This is a genomic window from Pseudomonas sp. St290, from assembly GCF_018325805.1.
Classification (GTDB): domain Bacteria; phylum Pseudomonadota; class Gammaproteobacteria; order Pseudomonadales; family Pseudomonadaceae; genus Aquipseudomonas; species Aquipseudomonas bijieensis.
In genome coordinates this window covers 3,048,285-3,071,286 of the sequence record NZ_AP014703.1, presented here as the reverse complement: position 1 = coordinate 3,071,286, position 23,002 = coordinate 3,048,285, and the positions used below count along the sequence as shown (strand labels likewise).

Here is a 23,002-nt window from a genome sequence, read left to right as displayed (position 1 = left end):
GGCTGCGCAGCAGCCCCAGGATGTTGCGGTCGCTGCGCAACCGAGCGGGAAAGTCCCCTCGCCACAGCTTTATTTCATTCCTTCAGGTGGGTTGCGCTTGGGTCAATGACCTTGGCGGTAATGTCCACCAGCTCCAGCCCCCAATCCCCATGCAGGTACCAGTCCTCCCCGATCATCTCGGCCGGGTGCATCGTGCGATCGGCACCGTTGCCACAGGCCAGCGCACTGGTCGGACAGTAACGATCACAGCCCCAGCAAATGCGCTCGGGATGTTTGGGACTGATGGGAAAAGGCTTTGCCATGACGACCCCTTTTGACCGATGGGTGTACCCGCACCCTAGCGCGTCGGGGCCCTGCCTCCCTTGATCCCGATCAAGAACAGCCGCACGGCAGCGAACCGACGTTCGCCGATCAAAAATTCGCGCTGAAAATTGACAAGAATCATTATTATTCGCAGCAAAGCTTCCTAGACTCGGCCATCTCTAACGTCGTCCAGGAAGTCACCATGCGTACCCTTGCTCCGCTGTCTCTCGCCCTGCTGTTTCTCGCACCGCTGGCCCAGGCCAAGGAATACCCCATCGGCGAACCGCAAATGTGCCCGGGGCTGGAGGTCGGTGCGGTGTATCTGCAGCCGATTGAAATGGCACCGGCCGGGATGATGCGGGCCACGGCCGATTCCGACGTCCACCTGGAAGCCGACATCCGCGCCACGGCGGACAACAAGCAGGGCTTCCAGGAAGGCAGTTTCGTGCCCTATCTCAATGTGTCGTTCCAACTGAAGAAACAAGGCAACGACACCGAGCTCAAGGGTGACTTCCACGCCATGGTCGCCAACGACGGGCCGCACTATGGCGACAACGTCAAACTGCTCGGCCCTGGCAAATATCAACTGACCTTCACCGTCCTGCCACCTGGCGGCCACGGCTCCCTCGGTCGTCATACCGACAAGGAAACCGGCGTGGCACCCTGGTTCGACCGCTGCGAACTGCATTACGAATTCGTCTACGCCGGGATCGGTAAAAAAGGCGGGTACTGAGCATGGGCCGCTCCTCCTGCCCCCGGCACATCGCGGCTCATCGACGCCTGGCCTGGTTGACGCTGGCCGGCTTGATGCTGCCCTCGATCGCCCATGCCGAACTGCCGACCTACGAGTTGAGCATCCGCGACGGGCATTTCACGCCGCCGCAACTGGAAGTGCCAGCCGGGCAACGCTTCAAGATCGTGCTGAAGAACGTCGGCCAGGGCCCGGCGGAGTTCGAAAGCACGCCATTGCGCGTAGAGAAAGTGCTCTCGCCCGGCGTCACCACCTTCGTGGTGATCCACCCGCTGCGCCCGGGGCACTATCCGTTTTTCGATGAATTCAATCCGCAACTGCCCGAGGGCGGGATTCTCGCCCGGTAATCGGCCAGCAAGAGGCATTTGCATGACTCAATCGATGTTTATTGTCTGGCGCGAAAGCGTCGAGGCGTTGTTGGTGATCGGGATTCTCCAGACCTGGGTCAGCCGGCAGCAACAAGCCAGCCAACTGCTGCGCTATGTATGGACCGGCGCGGCGCTGGGCTTGCTGCTTTCCGGCGTGCTGGCCGGGCTGATCCTGCTGGCCGGCGAAGCCATGAGCGGTACCGCCAATGAATGGTTCCAGGCGTCGTTGGCCCTGGTCGCCAGCCTGCTGATCGTGCAGATGGTAGGCTGGATGCACCGGAACGCGCGGACGCTCAAGCATGACTTGACGCGCCACGCCGACCAGCGCCTGAGCCGCCAGGGCGGCCTCGGGCTGTTGCTGCTGGCGTTACTCGCCGTGAGCCGCGAAGGCAGTGAAACCGTGGTTTTCCTGTACGGTGCCGGCGCGCGCCTGCAAGGGCCGCAACTGGGCCTGTTCGCCGTCGGTGCGCTGGCCGGGCTGGTACTGTCGTTGCTGACCGTCTCCTTGTTGCACAGCAGTCGCCGGTTCATCTCATGGCCGCGGTTCTTTGCCATCAGCGAAGCGATCCTGCTGCTGTTGGGCGCGGCGTTGCTGGTCAGTGGTATCGAGCGGGTCGGCGGGCAACTGCTTGCGATGGATTGGCCCGAGGCGGTGTATCGCGGCATTGGCGACGCATTGTGGGACAGCAGCGCGATACTCGACGACGGTCATGGTTTCGGTGGGTTCCTGGCGGATTTCACCGGCTATCGAGCCAGCCCGAGCGCGATGACACTGCTGGTGTGGCTGGGCTATTGGGGCTTAGTCGCGGGCTGGCTGCGCCCACGCAAGGCGGAAAACCTGCCATGCCCGACCTGACCCCCTGGCTCCAGCGCCTGGGCGACGGCATGCGGCGCCACGGTGCAACCATTCGTGTCGTGCAATGGGCGGTGGTGCTGTTCTACGCGGTGCTGCTGGTGATACCGGCCCTGCTGCCACTGCCCAGTAGCCAGGCGCGCCTGTTCGACAACCTGACGTTGCTGGCACAGTTTCTGTTCTGGGGCCTGTGGTGGCCGTTCGTGTTGCTGTCGATCGTGCTGTTCGGTCGCCTCTGGTGCGGCGTGCTGTGCCCGGAAGGCGCCCTGAGCGAATGGGCCAGCCATTACGGCAAGGGCCTCGGGGTGCCGCGCGGGTTACGCTGGGCCGGCTGGCCGACCCTGGCGTTCTGCCTGACCACGGTCTACGGCCAGTTGATCAGCGTGTACGACTATGCCCAGGCGGCGCTGCTGATCCTGGGTGGCTCGACCGTTGCCGCGGTGATCGTCGGCCTGTTGTTCGCCCGGGGCAAGCGGGTGTGGTGCCGTTACTTGTGCCCGGTCAGCGGTGTCTTTTCCCTGCTGGCTCGCTTGGCGCCGGTGCACTTCCAGGTGGACGAACAACGCTGGCTGGAGAACCCGCCGCCGCGTCGCCCTCCTCCCAATTGCGCGCCGCTGCTGGACATCCGTCGCCTGCGCGGCGCCGCCGATTGCCACGCCTGTGGTCGCTGCAGCGGCCAGCGCGACGCGGTGCGGCTGATTGCCCGCTCCAGCAACGAGGAAATCCTTCATTCGACGGCTAACACGCTTTCAGCCTGGGATGCTCGCTTGCTGCTGTTCGGTGTGATCGGCCTGGCCATGGGCGCCTTCCAGTGGACCGTCAGCCCTTGGTTCATTGACTTCAAGCAGAGCCTGGCCCAGTGGCTGGTCAGTCACGATTGGCTGTGGGCACTCCAGGACAACGCACCTTGGTGGCTGCTGACGCACTATCCGCAGCTCAATGACAGCTTCAGCTGGCTCGATGGTTTTTGCATTGTTGCGTACCTGGGCACGAGTGCGCTGCTGATAGGCACTTCGCTGATGCTGCTGATGCGTCTTGCGGCGCGACTCACGGGTGACAGCGCACAATATTGGCCCTTGGCCATCACCCTGACGCCCCTCGGCGGTGCAGGGTTGTTCCTCGGCTTGTCGGCCACCACGGTCAAACTGCTGCGCTATGAAGGACTGCTGCTGGAGTGGGTACAACCGGCACGGGCCGGGTTGCTGGTAGCGGCCATAGCCTGGAGTTTGTGGCTGGGCTATAGGCGTCTGGAACAAACAACCGCATCACCCGTCCGGCGACTGCTCGCCATGGCCTGCCTGGTATCGGCCAGCGGCCTGGTGGGCTATGGCTGGTGGCTGCAATTCTGGGGATGGTGATCACGGCTCCAACATCTGGATTTCTGTGGAGCGAGCCTGCTCGCGATGATGCCGGCACATCCAACATCACCACAAGCTGACCCAACGCCATCGCGAGCAGGCTCGTTCCCACAGGGGATATCAGGTGTACGCGATTGCCGCGCACACCTGCCCCGCGATGGTCACCTACACCTTGAACCGCGCCACCGTCTCATGCAGTGACCCGGCCATCTGCGCCAAGTCCTGGCCCGCCGTATCAGTATGCCGGGCGCCCAGCATGACCTGCTCGGACAGGTTGCGAATACCCATCAGGTTACGATCCACCTCTCGCGCCACCAGGGCCTGCTGTTCGGTGGCACTGGCGATCATCAGGTTGCGCTCGTTGATCTGCGAGATCGAGCGGGCGATTTCGTCCAGGGCATCGCCGGAACGCTGGGCGACTTGCAGCGTGACCTGCACCAGCTCGCTGTTGCTTTGCATGGAGCTCACCGCGTGCCCGCTGTCCAGGCGGATGTTGCCGATCATGCCCTCGATTTCCCGGGTCGAATCCTGGGTCCGATGAGCCAACGCGCGGACTTCATCGGCCACCACCGCAAAGCCACGCCCGGCATCGCCGGCACGGGCCGCTTCGATGGCGGCGTTCAGGGCCAGAAGATTGGTCTGCTCGGCGATGCTGCGGATCACATCCAGCACCGAACTGATGTCCTGGACCCGTCCGGCCAGTTGCTGGATTCGCCCGGAACTGTCCGTGACACCTTCGGCCAGCGCGGTAATGGAAACGACCGTTTCCTGGACCTGTTCACGACCGCGCTGGGCAGTTTGCTCGGATACTCGCGAAGCTTCACTGGTGCTCACGGCATTGCGCGCCACTTCATCCACCGCCGCGGTCATCTGGTTCACGGCCGCGGCAGCCTGTTCGATTTCCTGGCCTTGCAACTGCAAGGTGCTGCTGGTCTGGCTGCTCACGGCGCTCAGCTCCTCGGAGGAACTGGCCACTCGATCCACCGAGGCCGCGATATGCCGGACCATGCTGTTGAGACTCTGCTGCATGTCGTGCATGTTGCTCATCACGCTGTCATTGGCGCCGACACCCACGGGTACGCGGATCGTCAGGTCACCCTGGGCGATATGGCTGAGCACCCGCGCCGCGTCATCGGGCTCACCGCCCAGGGGACGGGTCACGCTGCGGGTCACCAGGATCGCGACAGTACTCACCAGGGCCAGGCAAGCCAGCACCATCGCCAGCATGTTGCGTCGCGCATCGTTGTAGCGCGCCTGTGCCTGGTGCTCACGCTCGACGAAGAGCTTGCCCTGCATCGCCATGATCCCTTCGAGACTCTTGTACACCTCGCGCTCCGCCGGGATCACTCCTTGCTTGAGCTGCGTCATCGCCTCCTCCGTCGCGCCCTGGCGGATCAACGCCTGCACCTGGACGAACGCCGCCACATAGGCCTCGCGACGTTTCTTCAGTTCGGCATACGCGGCCTTGCCTTCGGGCTGATCGAACAGCGGCTCCAGCGTGGCGAAGGCCTGGGTAATCCGTTGCCGGGTGGCGTCGATGGATTGCTGGACCTGCGCATTGTTCTTGTCGATCAGCAAGTCCCGGGTATTCCTGGCGTTATCGCGCACGCCCGTGGCGATCACCATGATCGGATCGATCTTCGGCCAATCCTGCCTGACGACCTGCTCGGCCTGGTCGCGCAACATCGCCAGGTCGCTCAAGGCGTAGAACGTCAAGGCGATCAAGGCCAGCGGTGCGATGGCGAAACCGAGCACGATACGTCGGGCGGTGGTGAGTCTGGTCATGTCAAATGCTCCCTGTTCAACTACCTGCCGGCTGGCAGCGCATTTGAAAACCTTGAAAAAAAAGAAGGGCCCGGTCATCCCGGGCCGCTGTCGGTCGCTCATTCCCGCGCTCGGTCAACTGCGCAACACGAACGAAGGAAACATCTCGCGCAGCGCGGCCCACAGTTCAGGTTGCAAGCGGTGTGCCGAGACGCTGGAAAGATGCGGATCGAGCATCCGCGCGGTACGTACCAGTTGCACGGCAAACCGTGTGACGCCCCGTTCGCTCAAGCGCCGGGCGAGGGTCAACAGGCGCTCGGGGTCGAACAGGTGCCAGTGCACGGTGGTGCGACATTCGTAATCCACGCCGCTGGCCAGCAGATGGTCAAGGCTGCGCCAGTTCGCGGCGCCGCTGCCTTCGACCCGGGTCACGTCCAGGGCATCTTCGGGCAAGGCCTTGATGTCGAACCCCACCCAATCGGCTTGCCCGACCACTTTGGCGAAGGCCGCCGGCTTGATGCCGGCGCTGTGCAGGCCGATGCGAAAGCCCATCTGCCGCACTTCCTCCATGGCCGGCGCCAGGCCGTCCTGCAAGGTCGGCTCGCCACCGCTGAACACCACGGCATCGAGCAGATCCTGACGGCGTTGCAGGAACGCCAGCACCCGGCACCAATCCACCTCCTCGCTGCCGCGCGGCGGGATCAGTTGCGGGTTATGGCAGTAACGACAACGCCAGGCACAGCCCTGGCAGAACAGGACGCACGCCAGTTGGCCCGGATAATCGAGGGTGGTCAGGGGCACCATGCCCCCGACCCGTAGCACTCGACTCATGGACGCCCGGCCGCGCGTTCAGTGAAGTGCACCCGCTCGCGGTGTTCGGATTGCTTGCCCGGGTTGAAGGCCGCCACCGGGCGGTGATAACCCATCACTCGGGTCCAGACTTCGCAACGTTGACGCTGTGCCTGCGGAAGAGATTGTGATGCGCTCATGGATGAAGCTCCTTGCGGTCGATGGATCGGGTCAGTGAACGCTGCCCTGGCGCTGTTGTTGCAGCAGCAAGGCCTCGTCGCATTTGGGGCAAAACTCGTGTTCGCCGGCCAGGTAGCCGTGCACCGGGCAGATGGAAAAGGTCGGCGTGATGGTCAGGTACGGCAGGCGGAAGCGCCCCAGGGCCTTGCGCACCAATTGCTTGCAGGCCTGCGTGGAGGAAATCTGCTCGGCCATGTACAGGTGCAACACGGTGCCGCCGGTGTATTTGCATTGCAGTTCGTCCTGCAGCTCCAGGGCTTCGAACGGATCCTCGGTGAAGCCCACCGGCAGTTGCGATGAGTTGGTGTAGTACGGTGCGAGCGGGCTGCCGGCCTGCAGGATATCCGGGTAGCGCTTGAGGTCTTCCTTGGCGAAACGGTAAGTGGTGCCTTCGGCGGGCGTGGCTTCCAGGTTGTAGAGGTGGCCGGTTTCTTCCTGGAAACGCAGCAGCGTGGCCCGTACGTGATCCAGCAGCTTCAGGGCGAATTCCCGGCCTTGTTCGGTGTGCAGGCCTTGCTGGTCATCGGTGAAATTGCGCAGCATTTCGTGCAGACCATTCACACCGATGGTGGAGAAGTGATTGCGCAACGTGCCCAGGTAACGCTTGGTGTAGGGGTACAAACCAGCATCCATGTGATGCTGGATAACCTTGCGCTTGACCTCCAGGCTCTCTTTCGCCAATTCCATCAGGGCATCGATGCGTTGCAGCAATGCGCTGGTATTGCCTTTGTACAGGTAGCCCAGACGGGCACAGTTGATCGTCACCACGCCCAGGGAACCGGTCTGTTCCGCCGAGCCGAACAGGCCGCCGCCGCGCTTGAGCAGCTCGCGCACGTCCAGTTGCAAGCGGCAGCACATCGAGCGCACCTGGTTGGGTTGCATGTCCGAGTTGAGGAAGTTCTGGAAATACGGCAGGCCGTAGCGGGCGGTCATTTCGAACAGGCGGTCGGCGTTCTCGCTGTCCCAGGGGAAGTCATGGGTGATGTTGTAGGTCGGGATCGGGAAGGTGAACACCCGGCCTTTCGCATCGCCGGCCTGCATCACTTCGATGTAGGCGCGGTTGATCAGCTCCATTTCCGCTTGCAAGTCACCGTAGGCGAACGGCATTTCTTCGCCGCCAATCACCGGGATCTGTTCGCGCAGGTCCTGTGGGCAGACCCAGTCGAACGTGAGGTTGGTGAACGGGGTTTGCGTGCCCCAGCGCGACGGCACGTTGAGGTTGTAGATGAACTCCTGCAGCGATTGACGGACCTCGTCGTAGCTGAGTTGGTCCTTGCGCACATAGGGCGCCAGGTAGGTGTCGAATGAGCTGAACGCCTGGGCGCCGGCCCATTCGTTTTGCAGGGTGCCGAGGAAATTCACCATCTGCCCCAGGGCACTGCTCAGATGCTTGGGCGGCCCGGCCTCGACCCGCCCTGGCACGCCGTTGAGGCCTTCGTGCAACAGGGTGCGCAAGGACCAGCCGGCACAGTAGCCGGCGAGCATGTCCAGGTCGTGGATATGCAGGTCAGCCTCGCGATGCGCCTCACCGATGGCTTGGCTATAAACTTCGTCGAGCCAGTAGTTGGCGGTGACCTTGCCCGATACGTTGAGGATCAGCCCGCCGAGGGAATAGCCCTGGTTGGCGTTGGCCTGCACGCGCCAGTCTTCGCGATCCAGGTATTCGTTCATCGACGTGGCGACTTCCACCAACGTACGGCGATCCCGACGCAGGCGTCCGTGTTGCTCGCGATAGACGATGTAGGCCCGCATGGAGAGAAAGTAACCGGCGTCCATCAGCACTCGCTCGACCCGGTCCTGGATCTGCTCGACGTTCAACCGCGCCTGCCCTTCCAACCGCGCCAACACCGCCTTGAGCAGCCCCTCGGCTTCGGCTTCGGCGTACTCGCCCGTGGCCTTGCCCGCAGCGATCAGCGCCTGGCGGATCTTGTCCGCGTCAAAGGCAACCACACTGCCATCGCGCTTGTGCAAGCGGTTACATCCTACTGTGATCAACGTGCTCTGCATTTTGGCTCCAGACACTACATATAGACTTTTTTTAATTCTATAGACACAACATGCAGTGGAGAGTACGGCCAAAAGCCTGGGTTGCAATTGATCGATGTCAAGAATCGAGGGTGGGTCCGCAGGAAGTGCTGCCGCCCCTGCTGCCGCCATCGCGAGCAGGCTCGCTCCCACAGGGGATTTTCGGGGTACGCAGAAATTGCAGTCGCCTGAAAACCAATGTGGGAGCGAGCCTGCTCGCGATGGCGGCGGTACATTCACAGTTGCGGCGAGGCTCAGCCCCCACTCATGTTCATGAACCGCACAATCTGCACTTCCCCACCCGGATTGAAGTCATGGCGCAGTGGCTTGCCGCGCAGCGCCTGCTGCACTGCCTGGATCACCGGTTGGTCTTCCAGCGGATAACGCCGCAGCAAGCCGCGCAGGTCGAGGGAATCCTCTTGTCCCAGGCACAACAGCAAGCGCCCTTCGACAGTCATGCGGACACGGTTGCAACTGGCACAGAAGTTATGGGTGTTGGGTGAAATGAACCCGATCCGAGTATCCGGATGACGCTCCAGGCGCACATAGCGCGCCGGTCCGCCACTGCTCTCGGCGCTGTCGAGCAGGCGATGATGCCGGGCAATCTCGGCCCGGACCTCATCGCTGGAACAGAACGACTCGCCCCGGGAACGCCCGACCTCTCCCAAGGGCATTTCCTCGATGAAGCTGATGTCGATCCGTTGCTCGATGACGTACTGCACCAGCGCCGGGACTTCATCGAAGTTGCGCCCTTTCATCACCACGCAGTTGAGTTTGATCCGCTCGAAACCGGCCGCCTTCGCCGCTTCAATGCCGGCCAGCACCTGATCGAGGTTGCCGTTACGGGTGATCGCCCGAAAGCGCTCGCCGTCCAAGCTGTCGAGGCTGATGTTCATGCGCTTGACCCCGGCCTCGACCAGCGGCTGAGCCAGGCGCCCCAGCTGCGAGCCGTTGCTGGTCATCACCAGTTCCCGCAGGCCGGGCAACGCCGCAATGTCGCGACACAGCCCGACGATGCCCGGACGGATCAGCGGCTCGCCACCGGTCAGGCGAATTTTCTTCACCCCCAGGCCGACGAACAACCGCGCCAGGCGCTGCAACTCCTCCAGAGTCAACACTTGCTGACGCGGCAGGAAGGTCATGTTTTTCGCCATGCAATACACACAACGAAAATCACAACGATCGGTCACCGACATCCGCAAATAATCGATCTGGCGCCCAAACCCGTCCTGCAACACCGCGTTCATGTATATCCCCCGATTGAGCCAGTGCTCACTGCACCAGCGGCGAGTCGGCGCCCTGAAGGTGAATGCCGCGAATATCCGCCGCACCGATCAGGGTTTGCAGATACTGCACCAGCGCCCTTTGCCAAACGCCCTGCTGCAACTGGGTACGAATCGCCGTCGCCACCGCCTCATAGGGCAACGGCTGGCCATCGATGCGCTGGTCGATGCTGATCACGTGCCAGCCGTAGCGACTTTCCAGCGGTTTGCTGGCCAGGCCCGCCGGCAGGGTGAACAACTGCCGCTCCAGCTCAGGCACGGTCTGGCCCTTGCTGATCTGCCCCAGCGAGCCACCCTGCTTCTTGGACGGACAGGCCGAATACTTCAGCGCCAGCTCGGCGAAACTGCCGGGGAACTGGTCCAGCCGTTCCAGCAGCAGCTCGGCCTGTACATGGGCCAGGCTGCGGGCCTCGGCATCGTCCGGGGCACATTCGAGCAGGATGTGCCGCACCGCCAGCAGCGGTGCGCTGTGAAACCGCGCCCGGTTGCTTTCGTAATAACGCAGGCAGGTGGCCTCGTCGCACTGCGGCACCTGCACCTCACGCTCGAGCAACAACCGCGTGGCTGCCTCTTCTTCGTTTTCACCGGCACCGACCTGCAACGCCAGGCCCAGTTCGGCGATACGTTGCTGGAGCAATTCGCGGATCACCAGGGCCCGTGCCGCCTGGTAGACCGCCTCTTCGCGACTGTCAGCCGGGTGATATTGCAGCTCCTGGGCCATCGCCTGCGGGGTGATCGAGACCCCGTTGACGCTGATGATTGGCCATTCCTGCTCGCTGCTGGCAATCAACTGCGGCGCTTGATCCTCCGCCACCGGGCCGGCCTGGGCCGGCTCGAACTGCACCGTCCCCGCCGGTTCGGTATCGACAACCGGCGCGATCACCGCTGCCGCTTTTGCCGAGGAACCGCAGCCACCACTACCGCCGCCACCACCGCCACATCCGCATCCACTCGCCATGATCTTCTCCTCAAAACTTCTGCCGAACGATTTGATAACGACGCCCCAGGTACCAGACCGGCGCGCTGACGACATGGACCAGACGGGTGAACGGGAACAACACGAACAAGGTCAGGCCCAGCACCACGTGGAGCTTGTAGACCAGGCCCACCGGTGCGATCGAGGTAGCGGCTTCAACCGGACGCAACAGCACGGTGTTCTGGGCCCAGTCGGCCAGCATCACCATCACCGAACCGTCCATGTGTGCGGTCGAGGCGACGATGGTCATCAGCCCCAGCACCAGTTGCACCAGCAATACCACCAACACCAGGATGTCCGAGGCATTGGACGTGGCACGCACCCGTGGGTCGGTCAGGCGACGGTTGAGCAGCATCACCAGGCCGATCAGGCCCAGCACGCCGAAGAAACCGCCGGAGACCATCGCCAACAACTGCTTGTTCTCGGTGCTCAGCACATGGTGGTAAATCGCCGATGGCGTCAGCAGCCCGACAAAGTGCCCGGCCAGCACGAACAGCACGCCGATGTGGAACAGGTTGCTGGCTACGCGCATGCCGCGCTTGTTGAGCATCTGGCTCGAACCGGCCTTCCAGGTGTACTGGGACAGGTCGAACCGCGCCCAGCTACCGATCAGGCAAATCGCCAGGGCGATATAGGGGTAGACCCCGAACAACAACAGATCCCATTTAGACATTGCCCACCTCCCCGGCTGGCGCTGCGGCCAGCCCTTCATGCTGAAAATCCACCCAGTGCAGCGGTACCGCACTTTCGTCCCGCGCCTTGCCCGGCGCGCTTGGCATCGAGCTGCAACGGTCTTGCTGCTCGGCCTTCATGAAATCCACTGCCTCTTCTTCCCAGACCCTGTCCAGGGCTTCGAGGGAGTCGTCCCGTGGCTCGGCCTTGACCTGCTCACGCAGTTCGGCGACCGCGCCCTGGGGTTCGGCCCCGGAGATCTGCAACAAGGCCCGGAAGCAACTGGCGTAGGCGCTTTCACGCTCTTCCAGGCGCGCCGCGAGCAAGGCCAGCAGGTGTGCTACATCGGCCAGGCCCTCGCGGGCCTCGATGTCTTCGCGGGTGGAGAGATACTCCAGGTACAGCGGGATGTAGTCGGGCAGTTCCTTGATGCCGATGGCGAAACCGGCTTCTTCGTACTGGGCCATCATGTCGACCATGGCCTGGCCGCGGTCGCGGGACTCGCCGTGCACGTGTTCGAACAGCAGCAGCGAGAGCGAACGGCCGCGGCCGAACAGCGCACCGTAGTGCTCCTGGCCGTCCATCAGGTCCTTGCCGCAGATCACCTCGAGCAATTCGAACAACCCGGCGCGCTGGTTGGGACTGATTTCCCGTGCCTGGAGAATCGCTTGTTCCAGCTCATCCCGACCGGCCACCAGGGTCTCGGTCGGGTAATCGAGCAGCAACGAAATCACCTTGAGAATGCGCATGCTCATTCCTCCCACAACTGCACGGTTTTGATCACGTCGCGGCGGTTGGCCTTCTTGCCACCGAACATGTTGGTGTCGGAGCTGCCGCTGCAACCGCTGCCAAAGCTGAAACCGCAGCCGGAGCGCTCGGCGAACGCATCGCTCATGGCGTCTTCGCGGTGAGCGCTTGGCACGACGAAACGGTCTTCGTAGTTGGCAATCGCCAGGTAGCGGTACATCTCTTCCACCTGGTTCACGCTCAAGCCAACGTCGGCCAGCACTTGCAGATCCTGCACGCCGTCGACCTGCTCGGAACGCTTGTAGGCACGCATCGCCAGCAGGCGCTTGAGGGCATGCTTGACCGGTTTCTCATCACCGGCGGTGAGCATGTTCGCCAGGTAACGCAGCGGAATGCGCAGGCTGTCGACATCCGGGATCACCCCGTTCATGCCCACGGTGCCAGCCGCGGCGGCGTTCTGGATTGGCGAAAGTGGCGGCACGTACCAGACCATTGGCAAGGTGCGGTATTCCGGGTGCAGCGGCAGTGCGAGTTTCCAGTCCACGGCCATTTTGTAGACCGGCGAGCGTTGCGCCGAATCGATGACCGACTGCGGCACGCCATCGGCCAGGGCCTGGCGAATCACCGCCGGGTCGTTCGGGTCGAGGAAGATCTCCAGTTGTTTCTCGTACAAGTCCTGCTCATTGGCAGTGCTCGCCACTTCACTGATGCGATCGGCGTCATACAGCAGCACGCCGAGGTAACGGATGCGGCCAACGCAGGTTTCAGCGCAGACGGTCGGCATACCCGCTTCAATGCGCGGGTAGCAGAAGATGCATTTTTCCGACTTGCCGCTCTTCCAGTTGAAGTAGATCTTCTTGTACGGGCAGCCGCTGATGCACATGCGCCAGCCGCGGCATTTTTCCTGGTCGATCAGGACGATGCCGTCCTCCTCGCGCTTGTAGATCGCCCCGCTTGGGCAGGACGCCGCGCACGCCGGGTTCAGGCAGTGCTCGCACAGGCGCGGCAGGTACATCATGAAGGTGTTTTCGTACTCGCCGTAGATGTCCGCCTGGATCCTGTCGAAGTTCTTGTCCTTGCGCCGCTTGGCGAATTCGGTGCCGAGGATTTCCTCCCAGTTCGGACCCCACTCGATCTTCTCCATGCGCTTGCCGGACACTACCGAACGTGGTCGCGCGGTAGGCTGGTGCTCGCCCAGCGGTGCGGTGTGCAGGTGCTGGTAGTCGAAGTCGAACGGTTCGTAGTAGTCGTCCAGGCTCGGCAGGTCCGGGTTGGCGAAGATGTTCGCCAGCACGCGGAACTTGCCGCCGATGCGCGGGTTGATCGAACCGTCCGCGTTACGGATCCAGCCGCCCTTCCACTTGTCCTGGTTTTCCCACTCCTTGGGATAGCCAATGCCCGGCTTGGATTCGACGTTGTTGAACCAGGCGTATTCCATGCCTTCGCGACTGGTCCAGACGTTCTTGCAGGTAATCGAGCAAGTGTGGCAGCCGATGCATTTGTCCAGGTTCAGGACCATGCCGATTTGTGAGCGAATCTTCATCTCAGTTCTCCTCGATATCAGTCGGCAGTGGACGCGGCAGATCATCGCCACTGGAACCGTCGAGCCAATCGACCTTGGCCATCTTGCGCACCACGACGAATTCGTCGCGGTTGCAACCGACCGTGCCGTAATAGTTGAAGCCGTAGGCCTGTTGGGCGTAGCCGCCAATCATGTGGGTAGGCTTGAGCACCACGCGGGTCACCGAGTTGTGGTGGCCGCCACGGGTCTTGGTGGTTTCCGACCCCGGCACGTTCACGATGCGTTCCTGGGCGTGGTACATCATCACCATGCCTTCCTTGACCCGCTGGCTGACCACCGCCCGGGCGGTCAATGCGCCGTTGACGTTGAAGCACTCGATCCAGTCGTTGTCCTCGATGCCGGCGCGCTTGGCGTCGATTTCCGAGAGCCAGACAATCGGGCCGCCACGGCTGAGGGTGAGCATCAGCAGGTTGTCGCTGTAGGTACTGTGGATACCCCACTTCTGGTGCGGAGTGATCCAGTTCAGAACGATCTCGGTCTGGCCATTGCTGCGCTTGCCTTTCACGCCAGCGATGGTGCGGGTGTTGACCGGCGGCCGATAACTCATCAACTGCTCGCCGAACGCCTGCATCCACGGGTGATCCTGGTAGAACTGCTGGCGACCGGTGATAGTCCGCCATGGGATCGATTCGTGGACGTTGGTGTAGCCGGCGTTGTAGCTCACGTGGTCGTCTTCCAGGCCGGACCAGGTCGGGCTGGAAATGATCTTGCGTGGCTGGGCCTGGATGTCACGGAAACGAATCGCCTCGTGCTCCTTGGACACCGCCAGGTGGCTGTGGTCGATGCCGGTGAATTCCGACAGCGCCGCCCAGGCTTTCACCGCGACATGGCCGTTGGTTTCCGGGGCCAGGGACAGGATGACTTCGGCAGCGTCGATGGCGCTGTCGATTTTTGGCCGCCCTTGGCTGATGCCCGCTTCGACTTCCTTGTGGTTCAGCTCACCGAGGAACTTCACTTCGGTGTCGGTGTTCCAGTTGATGCCCTTGCCGCCGTTGCCGAGTTTCTCCAGCATCGGGCCCAGGGAAGTGAACTGCTTGTAGATGTTCGGGTAGTCGCGCTCCACCACCTGCAGGTTCGGTGCGTTCTTGCCCGGTACCGGCGCCACACCGGCGCTTTTCCAGTCGGTGCCGCCGAACGGCTGGGCCAGTTCGCCGACGCTGTCGTGCATCAACGGCACGGTAACCAAGTCTTTTTCCACACCCAAGTGGCCGACCGACATAGCGGAAAACGCCTTGGCGATGCCCTTGTAGATTTCCCAGTCCGAACGCGATTCCCAGGCCGGATCGATAGCCGCCGACAGCGGGTGAATGAACGGGTGCATGTCCGAGGTGTTCATGTCGTCTTTTTCGTACCAGGTGGCGGTCGGCAAGACGATGTCGGAATACACGCAGGTCGAGGACATGCGGAAGTCCAGGGTGGTCACCAGGTCGAGCTTGCCAATGGCGCCCTCGTCGACCCATTCGGCTTCGGTAGGCTTGCAGTCGCCGACCTGGCCGATGTCTTCGTTCATCACGCCGTTTTTGGTGCCCAACAGGTACTTGAGCATGTACTCGTGGCCTTTGCCCGAGGAGCCCAGCAGGTTGGAGCGCCAGATGAACATGTTGCGCGGGAAATTCACCGGGCTGTCCGGTTGCTCGCAGGCAAAGCGCAGGGAGCCGTCCTGCAGCGACTTGACCACGTAGTCCTTGGGCTCCAGGCCCGCGGCGGCGGCATCACGGCAGATGTGCAGCGGGTTGGTGTTGAGTTGTGGTGCGCTCGGCAACCAGCCGGCGCGTTCGGCGCGGATGTTGTAGTCCAGGGCGTGCTCAGGGAACTGCGACTTGTCGGCCAGGGGCGAGAGCACATCGTGCATGCTCATCTTCTCGTGGCGCCATTGCGAACTGTGACCATAGAAGAAGCTGGTGCCGTTCATCTGCCGTGACGGACGGTTCCAGTCCAGGCCGAAGGCCAGGGGCAGCCAGCCGCATTGCGGACGGAGTTTTTCCTGGCCGACATAGTGGGCCCAGCCGCCGCCGGTCTGGCCGACGCAACCGCAGAGCATGAGCATGTTGATCAGCCCGCGGTAGTTCATGTCCATGTGGTACCAGTGGTTCATCGCCGCACCGACGATGATCATCGAGCGTCCACGGGTCTTGTCGGCGTTGTCGGCGAACTCACGGGCGATCTGGATCGCCTTCTCGCGGCTCACACCGGTGATCTGCTCCTGCCAGGCCGGAGTGCCGGGCACCGAGGCGTCGTTATAGTCCTTGGCAACGTTGGCGCCGCCCAGGCCACGGTCGATGGCCAGGTTGGCCGCCGAGAGGTCGAATACGGTGGCGACTTTCGCCACGCTGCCATCGGCCAGCACCACGCTGTGCACCGGCACCCGACGGAACTGCACCGCTTCACCGGCCACATGCTGGAAGTGCTCCTGGGCTTCACCGGCGAAGTATGGGAACGCCACCTCGGCGACGTCGCCGCCGATCAGGCTCAGCTTGAGGTCGATCTCACGCCCCTCGCCACCTTCACGGGGCAGGATGTTCCACTTGCCCTTCTCACCCCAGCGATAGCCGATGGAGCCTTGGGGCGAAACCAGTTCGCCGGCGGCATCCAGGGCGATGGTTTTCCATTCCGGGTTGTTTTCCTGGCCGAGGTTGTCGGTCAGGTCGCTGGCCCGCAGGAAACGGTCCGGCTGGTAACCGGCACCGGGCGCCGCGCCGAGCATCGGCTTGAGCATCACCAGCACCGGCAGGTCGGTGTAGCGCTTGGCGTATTCGGTGAAATAGGCGCTCGGCTTGTCCAGGTGGAACTCTTTGAAGATCACATGGTTGAAGGCCTGGGCCAGGGCGGCGTCGGTGCCCTGCTTGGGGTTGAGCCACAGGTCGGTGAGCTTGGCGACTTCCGAATAGTCCGGGGTGATCGCCACGGTCTTGGTGCCCTTGTAGCGCACCTCGGTGAAGAAGTGGGCGTCAGGGGTACGGGTTTGCGGGACGTTGGAGCCCCAGGCAATGATGTAGTTGGAGTTGTACCAGTCGGCCGATTCCGGCACGTCGGTCTGCTCGCCCCAGACCATGGGCGAGGCTGGTGGCAAGTCGCAATACCAGTCATAGAAGCTCAGGCACACGCCACCGATCAGCGACAGGTAACGCGAGCCGGCGGCATAGCTGACCATCGACATGGCCGGGATCGGCGAGAAGCCCACAACCCGGTCCGGGCCGTGCTCCTTGACGGTGTAGACGTTGGCGGCGGCGATGATCTCGTTGACTTCTTCCCAGTTGGAACGGATGAAGCCACCCATGCCGCGCTTGCTCTTGTACGAGTCGGCCTTGGCTTTGTTCTCGACGATGCTGGCCCAGGCTTCCACTGGCGCCAGGGTCTGCCGGGCTTCGCGCCACAACTTGAGCAGTGGCTTGCGGATCTTCGGGTACTTGAGCCGGTTGGCGCTGTAGATGTACCAGCTGTAGCTCGCGCCGCGAGGGCAACCGCGTGGCTCGTGGTTGGGCAGGTCGTTACGAGTGCGCGGGTAGTCGGTCTGCTGGGTTTCCCAAGTGATCAGGCCGTTCTTGACGTAGATCTTCCACGAGCACGAGCCGGTGCAGTTCACCCCGTGGGTGGAACGCACGATCTTGTCGTACTGCCAGCGGGAGCGGTAGACGTTCTCCCAGTCCCGGGACTCCTTGCGGGTCTCGCCGTGACCATCGGAAAACTCGCCTTGCTTGCGGTTGAAAAACCGCAGTTGATCCAATAAATGACTCACAGTGTGTTCCTCTCAGGCTTGCTCCGCGGGGTCTGCGCCCCGCCCACGCAGGTTTAGGTTCGGCTTAGCAAGGTGTTGCGGCGCCCTTGCGGGCGTACCACCACCAGGTCACCACGATGCAGCTCAGGTAGAAGCCGACGAACATGTAGAAGGCCATCTCCGGGCCGCCGGTCAGGGCCATCGAAGAGCCGAATGATTTAGGAATGAAGAACGCACCGAAGGCACCCATGGCCGAGCTGAAACCCAGCACCGCGGCCGATTCCTTGCCGGCGTTCTTGATCGCTTGCTCGCGCACCTCGGGCTTTTTCCCCAGGGCGGCTTTTTCATGCAGGGTGCGGAAGATCACCGGGATCATGCGGAAGGTCGAACCGTTGCCCACGCCAGTGGTGATGAACAGCAACATGAACATGCCCAGGAAGCCGTAGAAGTTGCCGCCCTGGCCGCCTTGAGGCAGGAAGTGCAGGACCCCGAACACCATGGCGATCATCAGGACGAAGTTCCACAAAGTGACTTTCGCGCCGCCGAGCTTGTCCGCCAGCCAGCCGCCCAACGGCCGTACCAGCGCACCCACCAGTGGCCCGAGGAAGGCGAATTTCAGGGCGATGACTTCCGGAAACGAGGTCTTGATCAGCAGTGGAAAGGCGGCGGAGAAGCCGATGAACGAACCGAAGGTTGCCAGGTACAACCAGCACATCAGCCAGTTGTGCTTGCGCTTGAAGATCACCGCCTGCTCGCTGAACGAAGCACGGGCGCTGGACAAATCGTTCATGCCGAACCAGGCGATCAGGGTCACGGCAAGGATGAACGGCACCCAGATGAAACCGGCGTTCTGCAGCCACAGCGAACTGCCGTCAGCCAACACCTGCGGCTGGCCGCCCATGAAGCCGAACACACCGAAGGAAATCACCAGCGGTACACAGAACTGCATCACCGACACGCCCAGGTTACCCAGCCCGGCGTTCAGGCCCAGGGCCGTGCCCTGCTGGGACTTGGGATAGAAGAAGCTGATGTTGGACATGCTCGAGGCGAAGTTGCCGCCACCAAAACCGCAGAGCAGCGCGATCAGCACGAACACGCTGTAGGGCGTGGTCGGATCCTGCACGGCGAAGCCCATCCACAGTGCAGGTGCCAACAGCGACGCGGTGCTCAGGGCTGTCCAGCGCCGGCCACCGAAAATCGGCACCATGAACGAATAGAAGATGCGCAAGGTCGCACCCGACAGCCCCGGCAATGCCGCCAGCCAGAACAACTGGTCGGTGCTGAAGCTGAAGCCGATGGCGTTCAGGCGCACGATCACCGTGCTCCAGACCATCCACACCGCGAAAGCCAACAGCAGCGCCGGGATGGAAATCCACAGGTTGCGCCGGGCGGTCAGTTTGCCGCTGCGGCCCCAGAATGCGGGGTCTTCCGGGCGCCAATCATGAATGACCGGGCCTTTTTCAGGCGTTTGCAGAACGGACATGTTCTTCTCCTTGGGCAATGCTGGAAAACGGGGATTGGCTGGCCGACGACTGTTTACCCAGCAGCGGGCGCTTGCGCATTTCGCTGAAGTACATCCAGGTCAGGGAGACCCAGACCACGCCGTACATCAACATGAAGCAGGACGAGCGCACGCCGGTGAGGTCCACCAGGGCGCCGAACATGATCGGCAGCACGAACCCGCCCAAGCCGCCGGCCAGGCCGACGATGCCGGACACTGCGCCCATGTTTTTCGGGTAGTCGTTAGCGATGTACTTGAAGACCGAGGCCTTACCGAACGCGAAAGCGATGCCCATCACGAACAGCAGTACGGTGAACAGCGTGGCGTTGAGGCCGATGTGAAAATCGACGATGCCGTTGACGGTCTTCACTTGCAGTTGAGTCTGGGGATAGGACAGCAGGAACAGGCAGATCCAGCTGACCCACAACACCCACCAGGTCACGCTCTGGGCGCCCCAGCGGTCGGACATCCAGCCACCGACGGCTCGCAGCACGCCACCGGGCAGGGAGAAACACGCCGCCAGCAACGCTGCGCTTTGCAGGCTGAAACCGTATTCCTGCACGTAGTATTTGGTCATCCACAGGGCCAGGGCCACGTAGCCGCCGAACACGATCGAGTAGTACTGGCAGTAGCGCCACACGGCCGGCTCTTTCAGGGTTTTCAATTGCTCGCGCAACGTCGCGCCGCCGGTGCCGCTGTGTTCCTTTTTCTCGCTGGTGAGGAACCAGAACAACAGTGCGGTGATGAACAGGATCGCGCTGAACACTTTTGGCACCAGGTGCCAGGAGCCGAAGGCGATCAGCGCCGGGGCGAGGAACTTGGTCACCGCCGCCCCCGCATTGCCGGCACCGAAGACGCCCATGGCAAACCCCTGGTTCTGCTTGTCGAACCACTTGGCGACGTAGGCGATGCCCACCGAGAACGAGCCACCGGCCAGGCCGACGAACAGGCCCAGCACCAGGAACTGCCAGAAGGCCGTGGCGAGGGTGATCAGGTACAGCGGCAACACGCAGGACAGCATCAGCAGGAAGAACACGATCCGTCCGCCAAAGCGGTCGGTCAGAAGCCCCAGGGGCAAACGCACCAGCGAACCGGTCAACACCGGGGTGGCGGCCAGCAGGCCGAATTGGGTTTCGTTGAGGGCCAGCATTTCCTTGATCGGAACGCCGAGCACGGCAAACATCATCCAGACCATGAAGCACACGGTGAAGGCCAGGGTACTCATCCCCAGTACCAGCCCTTGTTGCACTTGCGCTCGCATCACGATGCACTCCGTCAGTTCGATGAGCGCAGCCTAGTGATACGAACCCCGCAAAAACTTGACTTGGGTCAACGTGCCCCGGGGCGGTACAGGCCTATGCTTGGCCCGTCTACCTCCAAGGAGGTAGATTCCGATATCGATAAAACCCTTTATTTATCAATATCTTGAACAAGTCTGCCGAAGCTTTTATGGAAACGGAGCGGCCGACAACTCTTTAGAGGTAGTGCGCCCAGGATTGGCTGCTACACCCCCCAGGTCCAGGGCGCCTCCTATGCTCGGTTCACAGTTTTGCCCCACAGGCCCGCGTCAATGATGCGTTGGCTGCGCAGTTCCCTGCCCGCTCGCGCCGGGCTGGCGGTGATCCTGATCGCCATCCTGGCCCTGGCCAGTTCCTTGAGCGCCGGGTTGATCGCCTGGTTCAGCCAGGGCGACGCCGCCGCCATCAACACCGCCGGTTCCGTGCGCATGGAGACCTACCACCTGAGCTGGAAACTGGCGGCGGGAGCCAACGACGACATCCCGGCGATCATCGCCAGCCTGCAACAACGCCTCGACAGCCCGGCCCTGCGCGCCGTGCTGGAAGACGGGCCGACGACTTCCCTGCACCAGAGCTACCAGAACCTGGTGCAACGCTGGAACCAGACCCTGCGCCCGGCCATCGAGCGCGGCGATTCGGCGTTTTTCCAGAACAGCGCCAACTCTTTCGTTGAGCAGTTGGATCAGTTCGTCACCCTGCTGCAACGCCAGAGCGAGCACAAACAAGGCTGGCAGCAGACGATCCAGGGCATGGCGCTGTTCAGCACCATGATCATCCTGCTGATCGGCCTGTATGAATTGCAGTACGGTGTGGTCACGCCCTTGCAGGAACTGGTCGACGCCACCCAGCGCTTTCGCCGGGGCGAGTTCCAGGTGCGGGTCAATCATCAGTCCGAGGATGAGCTGGGCCAGTTGGCGACCAGTTTCAACACCATGGCCGAGACCATCGAACAATCCCACCGCACCCTGGAAAACCAGGTCCAGCAAAAGACCCTGAACCTGCAACACGCCAACGCCGCCCTGGAGCTGCTGTACCAGAGCAGTCGCAGCCTGGCGACGCGACAGGCCAATGCCGAAGGGTTGGACGAGTTGATCCGGCGCTTCCAAGAGCGCCTGCCGGGCCTGCGCCTGACGCTGTGCCTGCAAGGGCAATTGCAGGCCCCGGCCAGGCATCTACTGGCCCTGCACGGCGCCGCCAGCCGTCAGGTCTGCGCCAGCAGCGATTGCGCCAGTTGCCATAAACACAACGCTGCGCGCCCACAGGCCTTCAGCATCAGTAACCAGGGCAATGAACTGGGTGAGCTCAAGGCGCATTTTGTCGACGGCCACACGGCGCAGCCGTGGGAAACCGCATTGATCCAAGCCCTGGCCAACCTGATCGGCACGTCGCTGTCCCTCAAACGTCAGCGCGAACAGGACCATCGCCTGCTGCTGCTCGACGAACGCACGATCATCGCCCGCGAACTCCACGACTCCCTGGCCCAGGCCTTGTCATACATGAAGCTGCAAGTCAGCCGCATGCAGACCCTGATGCGTCGAGGCGAGCCGGTGCAGACCCTGGAAACCGTCACCGGTGAGCTGCGCGAAGGGCTGAACAATGCCTATCGCCAATTGCGCGAACTGCTGACTACCTTCCGCTTGCAGATCCACGACGACGGCCTGGTGGAGGAGCTCAAGGACACCGCCGAAGAGTTCTCCAATCGAGGCGATTTCAAGGTGCACCTGTTCGTCGACAGCCTGGCTTTCGAGCTGTCGGCCAGCGAGCAGATCCACATCCTGCAGATCACCCGCGAGGCGCTGTCCAACTGCCTGCGCCACGCCCATGCCGAAAACGCCTGGCTCGAACTGCGCCAGGAAGGCGAGACCGTACGACTGTCGATCGAAGACGATGGCCGCGGCTTCAGTGGCGAAGTCGACCAGCGCGAGCACCATGGCCTGAACATCATGAACGAGCGGGCCCGCAGCCTGCGTGGCCAATTGCAGATTCTCTCCCGAACACCCCAGGGCACCCGTATCCAGGTGCATTTCCAACCGGAATTCCTGGGCCAACACACCGAAGGCCTCGCAACATGAACGCCCCCCTGCGCCACACCCTGCTACTGGTCGACGATCATCCGATGATGCGTCGCGGCATCCGCCAGATGCTTGAGCTTGAAGACGATTTGCAGATTGTCGGTGAAGCCAACCACGGCGAAGAAGCCCTGGCCCTGATCGAGCCGCTCAAGCCCGACCTGGTATTGCTGGACAACAACATGCCGCAGATGAACGGCATCGAGACCCTGCGTCGGCTGCGTGCCATGAATTACACCGGCAAGGTGCTGCTGTTCACCGTATCCGACGCCGAGGACGACATCCGCGACGCCCTGCGCCTGGACGCCAATGGTTACCTGCTCAAGGACATGGAGCCCGAGTTGCTGATCCAGTACATCCGCGACGCCCTCAACGGCGCCCTGGTGATCAGCCCCGGCCTGACCCGCGTCATGGCCCAGGCCCTGCGCTCCCCGCCGCGCCAGGCCGATGTGGAACTGACCGAGCGCGAACGCCAGGTACTCAAGACCATCGCCGGTGGCTACAGCAACAAAGTCATCGGACACAAACTGGGCATCACCGAAGGTACGGTCAAGGTCCATGTGAAGAACCTGCTGCACAAGCTCGGCTTGCGTTCACGGGTCGAAGCCGCAGTGTGGGCGATGGAGCATTTGCGCGGGGTGGGCTAGCTCTGGTTGGGATCCATGAATAAACACACAACCTGTGGCGAGGGAGCTTGCTCCCGCTGGG

General features: G+C 62.5%; 19 protein-coding genes. 6 read left to right on the top strand and 13 right to left on the bottom strand.

Annotation, left to right across the window (positions count from 1 at the left end):
* Window positions 1–74: 74 nt before the first annotated feature.
* Entirely contained in the window at window positions 75–302 is a 228-nt protein-coding gene (locus PBDP_RS13540; protein WP_028237016.1) for a DUF3079 domain-containing protein, read from the bottom strand.
* 203 nt (window positions 303–505) lie between these two features.
* Between PBDP_RS13540 and PBDP_RS13535 the strand changes: the two genes are divergently transcribed.
* The 4 genes from PBDP_RS13535 to PBDP_RS13520 are packed head-to-tail and all read left to right on the top strand — an operon-like array spanning window position 506 to window position 3,633.
* Window positions 506–1,036 (top strand): iron transporter, encoded by a 531-nt coding sequence (locus PBDP_RS13535; protein WP_109756115.1) that lies wholly within the window; start codon window positions 506–508, stop codon window positions 1,034–1,036.
* A gap of 2 nt (window positions 1,037–1,038) precedes the next feature.
* The gene (locus PBDP_RS13530) at window positions 1,039–1,401 is read left to right on the top strand and encodes a cupredoxin domain-containing protein (RefSeq protein ID WP_109756116.1); all 363 of its coding nucleotides are present in this window, start codon (window positions 1,039–1,041) and stop codon (window positions 1,399–1,401) included.
* Window positions 1,402–1,423: 22 nt separating this feature from the next.
* On the top strand, window positions 1,424–2,278 hold the full coding sequence (locus PBDP_RS13525) for an FTR1 family iron permease (RefSeq protein WP_109756117.1): 855 nt from the start codon (window positions 1,424–1,426) through the stop codon (window positions 2,276–2,278).
* A complete protein-coding gene (locus PBDP_RS13520) occupies window positions 2,266–3,633 on the top strand; it encodes a 4Fe-4S binding protein (protein ID WP_212802385.1) in 1,368 nt (455 codons plus the stop codon). The genes PBDP_RS13525 and PBDP_RS13520 overlap by 13 nt, the downstream gene beginning before the upstream one ends.
* A 165-nt stretch (window positions 3,634–3,798) precedes the next feature.
* Here PBDP_RS13520 and PBDP_RS13515 read toward each other — a convergent pair whose 3' ends face one another.
* The 12 genes from PBDP_RS13515 to PBDP_RS13460 form a co-directional block, all read right to left on the bottom strand.
* The gene (locus PBDP_RS13515; protein ID WP_116832275.1) at window positions 3,799–5,418 is read right to left on the bottom strand and encodes a methyl-accepting chemotaxis protein; all 1,620 of its coding nucleotides are present in this window, start codon (window positions 5,416–5,418) and stop codon (window positions 3,799–3,801) included.
* Window positions 5,419–5,532: 114 nt separating this feature from the next.
* Window positions 5,533–6,228 carry an anaerobic ribonucleoside-triphosphate reductase activating protein gene (locus PBDP_RS13510; RefSeq protein ID WP_232199924.1) on the bottom strand — a complete coding sequence of 232 codons (696 nt, stop codon included), beginning with the start codon at window positions 6,226–6,228 and terminating at the stop codon, window positions 5,533–5,535.
* Window positions 6,225–6,386: an anaerobic ribonucleoside-triphosphate reductase gene (gene nrdD, locus PBDP_RS30120; protein ID WP_109756121.1), complete on the bottom strand. Its 162-nt coding sequence runs from the start codon at window positions 6,384–6,386 to the stop codon at window positions 6,225–6,227. Before nrdD ends, PBDP_RS13510 begins: the two co-directional genes overlap by 4 nt.
* Window positions 6,387–6,417: 31 nt before the next feature.
* Window positions 6,418–8,433 carry a ribonucleoside triphosphate reductase gene (locus PBDP_RS13500; protein ID WP_109756122.1) on the bottom strand — a complete coding sequence of 672 codons (2,016 nt, stop codon included), beginning with the start codon at window positions 8,431–8,433 and terminating at the stop codon, window positions 6,418–6,420.
* Between the two features lie 272 nt (window positions 8,434–8,705).
* Window positions 8,706–9,698 (bottom strand): GTP 3',8-cyclase MoaA, encoded by a 993-nt coding sequence (gene moaA, locus PBDP_RS13495; protein ID WP_212802384.1) that lies wholly within the window; start codon window positions 9,696–9,698, stop codon window positions 8,706–8,708.
* 25 nt (window positions 9,699–9,723) lie between these two features.
* Window positions 9,724–10,692, bottom strand: a complete 969-nt coding sequence (locus tag PBDP_RS13490; RefSeq protein ID WP_212802383.1) for a peptidylprolyl isomerase — start codon at window positions 10,690–10,692, stop codon at window positions 9,724–9,726.
* Between the two features lie 10 nt (window positions 10,693–10,702).
* Window positions 10,703–11,383: a respiratory nitrate reductase subunit gamma gene (gene narI, locus PBDP_RS13485; protein WP_163853865.1), complete on the bottom strand. Its 681-nt coding sequence runs from the start codon at window positions 11,381–11,383 to the stop codon at window positions 10,703–10,705.
* On the bottom strand, window positions 11,376–12,131 hold the full coding sequence (gene narJ, locus PBDP_RS13480) for a nitrate reductase molybdenum cofactor assembly chaperone (RefSeq protein ID WP_116832271.1): 756 nt from the start codon (window positions 12,129–12,131) through the stop codon (window positions 11,376–11,378). Before narJ ends, narI begins: the two co-directional genes overlap by 8 nt.
* 2 nt (window positions 12,132–12,133) lie before the next feature.
* Entirely contained in the window at window positions 12,134–13,672 is a 1,539-nt protein-coding gene (gene narH / locus PBDP_RS13475) for a nitrate reductase subunit beta (RefSeq protein WP_116832270.1), read from the bottom strand.
* Between the two features lies 1 nt (window position 13,673).
* The gene (locus tag PBDP_RS13470; protein WP_116832269.1) at window positions 13,674–17,447 is read right to left on the bottom strand and encodes a nitrate reductase subunit alpha; all 3,774 of its coding nucleotides are present in this window, start codon (window positions 17,445–17,447) and stop codon (window positions 13,674–13,676) included.
* 64 nt (window positions 17,448–17,511) lie between these two features.
* Window positions 17,512–18,909, bottom strand: coding sequence for a NarK family nitrate/nitrite MFS transporter (locus PBDP_RS13465; RefSeq protein ID WP_116832268.1), 1,398 nt, complete (start codon window positions 18,907–18,909; stop codon window positions 17,512–17,514).
* Window positions 18,887–20,188: an MFS transporter gene (locus tag PBDP_RS13460; RefSeq protein ID WP_371925652.1), complete on the bottom strand. Its 1,302-nt coding sequence runs from the start codon at window positions 20,186–20,188 to the stop codon at window positions 18,887–18,889. The genes PBDP_RS13465 and PBDP_RS13460 overlap by 23 nt, the downstream gene beginning before the upstream one ends.
* Window positions 20,189–20,497: 309 nt before the next feature.
* Between PBDP_RS13460 and PBDP_RS13455 the strand changes: the two genes are divergently transcribed.
* Together PBDP_RS13455 and narL are read left to right on the top strand one after the other, a co-directional pair.
* Window positions 20,498–22,297 (top strand): HAMP domain-containing protein, encoded by a 1,800-nt coding sequence (locus PBDP_RS13455; protein ID WP_109756130.1) that lies wholly within the window; start codon window positions 20,498–20,500, stop codon window positions 22,295–22,297.
* Window positions 22,294–22,941 (top strand): two-component system response regulator NarL, encoded by a 648-nt coding sequence (narL, locus tag PBDP_RS13450; RefSeq protein ID WP_109756131.1) that lies wholly within the window; start codon window positions 22,294–22,296, stop codon window positions 22,939–22,941. Before PBDP_RS13455 ends, narL begins: the two co-directional genes overlap by 4 nt.
* Window positions 22,942–23,002: the final 61 nt, after the last annotated feature.

Bases quoted from the DNA above. Each gene is read 5' to 3' on its own strand.
- PBDP_RS13540 (WP_028237016.1), bottom strand. From the start codon at position 302: ATGGCAAAGCCTTTTCCCATCAGTCCCAAACATCCCGAGCGCATTTGC.
- PBDP_RS13535 (WP_109756115.1), top strand. From the start codon at position 506: ATGCGTACCCTTGCTCCGCTGTCTCTCGCCCTGCTGTTTCTCGCACCG.
- PBDP_RS13530 (WP_109756116.1), top strand. From the start codon at position 1,039: ATGGGCCGCTCCTCCTGCCCCCGGCACATCGCGGCTCATCGACGCCTG.
- PBDP_RS13525 (WP_109756117.1), top strand. From the start codon at position 1,424: ATGACTCAATCGATGTTTATTGTCTGGCGCGAAAGCGTCGAGGCGTTG.
- PBDP_RS13520 (WP_212802385.1), top strand. From the start codon at position 2,266: ATGCCCGACCTGACCCCCTGGCTCCAGCGCCTGGGCGACGGCATGCGG.
- PBDP_RS13515 (WP_116832275.1), bottom strand. From the start codon at position 5,418: ATGACCAGACTCACCACCGCCCGACGTATCGTGCTCGGTTTCGCCATC.
- PBDP_RS13510 (WP_232199924.1), bottom strand. From the start codon at position 6,228: ATGAGTCGAGTGCTACGGGTCGGGGGCATGGTGCCCCTGACCACCCTC.
- nrdD (WP_109756121.1), bottom strand. From the start codon at position 6,386: ATGAGCGCATCACAATCTCTTCCGCAGGCACAGCGTCAACGTTGCGAA.
- PBDP_RS13500 (WP_109756122.1), bottom strand. From the start codon at position 8,433: ATGCAGAGCACGTTGATCACAGTAGGATGTAACCGCTTGCACAAGCGC.
- moaA (WP_212802384.1), bottom strand. From the start codon at position 9,698: ATGAACGCGGTGTTGCAGGACGGGTTTGGGCGCCAGATCGATTATTTG.
- PBDP_RS13490 (WP_212802383.1), bottom strand. From the start codon at position 10,692: ATGGCGAGTGGATGCGGATGTGGCGGTGGTGGCGGCGGTAGTGGTGGC.
- narI (WP_163853865.1), bottom strand. From the start codon at position 11,383: ATGTCTAAATGGGATCTGTTGTTGTTCGGGGTCTACCCCTATATCGCC.
- narJ (WP_116832271.1), bottom strand. From the start codon at position 12,131: ATGCGCATTCTCAAGGTGATTTCGTTGCTGCTCGATTACCCGACCGAG.
- narH (WP_116832270.1), bottom strand. From the start codon at position 13,672: ATGAAGATTCGCTCACAAATCGGCATGGTCCTGAACCTGGACAAATGC.
- PBDP_RS13465 (WP_116832268.1), bottom strand. From the start codon at position 18,909: ATGTCCGTTCTGCAAACGCCTGAAAAAGGCCCGGTCATTCATGATTGG.
- PBDP_RS13460 (WP_371925652.1), bottom strand. From the start codon at position 20,188: ATGCGAGCGCAAGTGCAACAAGGGCTGGTACTGGGGATGAGTACCCTG.
- PBDP_RS13455 (WP_109756130.1), top strand. From the start codon at position 20,498: ATGATGCGTTGGCTGCGCAGTTCCCTGCCCGCTCGCGCCGGGCTGGCG.
- narL (WP_109756131.1), top strand. From the start codon at position 22,294: ATGAACGCCCCCCTGCGCCACACCCTGCTACTGGTCGACGATCATCCG.